Raw genomic sequence first — 1,335 nt, forward strand, 5'->3', positions numbered from 1 at the left:
GCCGGCGTGTACTTCGGCGCGTACCAGCACGCCGGCGGAGCCCAGGAAGTGGTGGAGGTTACGGGACCCACCGAGGCGCCGGAACCGTTCTTCGAACGGTCATAGACGATGACGCCGACGGTTGAGGAGAGCGCTCCGTCACCGGTGGCGTTGCCGTGTTCTTCCGTGTGCCCGCGGCTTCCATCCTCCCCTCGCCCACTGGCGTACGCGGTGTTGAGCGCGAAGAACGGAACGGAGATGATCGACAGAACAGTAGCGACCCTGGCCAATTTTGTTACGGTTGGCATTCCTTGGCCCCCCGGTTGGACGCGACATCAGTGGTCTGCCAAACGTCTGCGGCGTTCTTGGCGAGCGCGGTGTGGTAGAGAACGTAGCTATCTGCAGTCGTCGGCACGTTCTTTACTTTGCCGGTCTTCTTCTCCTTGATGTAAGACTTGCTCTCGTCGGAGCAATAGGTGACATACGCCTTCTTGGCGCCGGATACGCTCACCTTGGCGTCGAAGTACCGAGTCTCGCCGATCCAGGTGTGATGCTTCTTGATGTATCCCTGCACGTAGGCGATCGAGTCACTCAGGGCTTTCCCTGTGTTGTAGAAGCCGAGCGCCTTGGTGCTGGTGGACCCCTTGAAAATCGCCTCGTCCACAGAATTTACGCTGAGAGCACTGTCGGCGAGAACGGCATCCTCCACGCCATCGCCCGTCTTCCAGTTGTCGAACACATTCTTGGCGTCGGAAGGGAAGGCGATCTTCGGCCGTCCAGTGGTAGTCGTCGCACTGCCACTGGGCGAAGCCGACGCTGAGCCACCCGTGTCCGCTCCCGCGATCTTGTCGTTGCCCTTCGATCCGCCGCCCCCACCCCCGCCACAACCGGCAAGGAGAAGCGCGGCCATCGCAGCGGCGGCGGCTGTCGGGATCGGGCGGGGGCGGCGGGTCACGGTGGTCTCCTGGTCTCGCTGCTGGGGTCGGTGAAGCAGTCGATACGCTATCCAGGCTGCCAGTTGGGGCACCAGAGCGGATTGGTGTGGTCCGGGGTCGGTGCCGTCTCCTGATATTGCAACAGCGCCACCGCGGTACTTTCACTCGCCTACGCACACCAGTTTGTCACTACCACCTTCATCGCACTCGATGTCACGCTGCCCCGAACATGTAAGCGTAGCGGCGAGGTATCCGTCTTCCTTGGCACTCTCGGCTCTCATGCGCTCGAGGACCAAGCAGCCGGTGTCGTTCAGGCCCCCCGTGGCTTACCGGTTGACGGCCTGGATCTCCTGCACCACGACATTCTGGGTCGCGCCGAAGGTGCCGTCGGGCAGGGTGTCACCCTTGCCGTCGCTGCCCG

The 1,335-nt window shown here is 62.7% G+C and carries 1 protein-coding gene and 1 pseudogene; both read right to left on the reverse strand.

Annotation, left to right across the window (positions count from 1 at the left end; all coding sequences use genetic code 11):
* A pseudogene (locus ABZX30_RS38170) lies at window positions 1–287 on the reverse strand (hypothetical protein); the annotation flags it as partial.
* Window positions 275–889: a hypothetical protein gene (locus tag ABZX30_RS38175; protein WP_355943067.1), complete on the reverse strand. Its 615-nt coding sequence runs from the start codon at window positions 887–889 to the stop codon at window positions 275–277. The gene ABZX30_RS38175 and the pseudogene ABZX30_RS38170, both read right to left, overlap by 13 nt.
* Window positions 890–1,335 lie beyond the last annotated feature (446 nt).

This window comes from Streptomyces sp. NPDC004542 (genome assembly GCF_040610035.1).
GTDB lineage: Bacteria > Actinomycetota > Actinomycetes > Streptomycetales > Streptomycetaceae > Streptomyces.

What these genes read in the sequence shown, in the direction of transcription:
- ABZX30_RS38175 (WP_355943067.1), bottom strand. Translation starts at nt 889, where the DNA reads ATGGCCGCGCTTCTCCTTGCCGGTTGTGGCGGGGGTGGGGGCGGCGGA.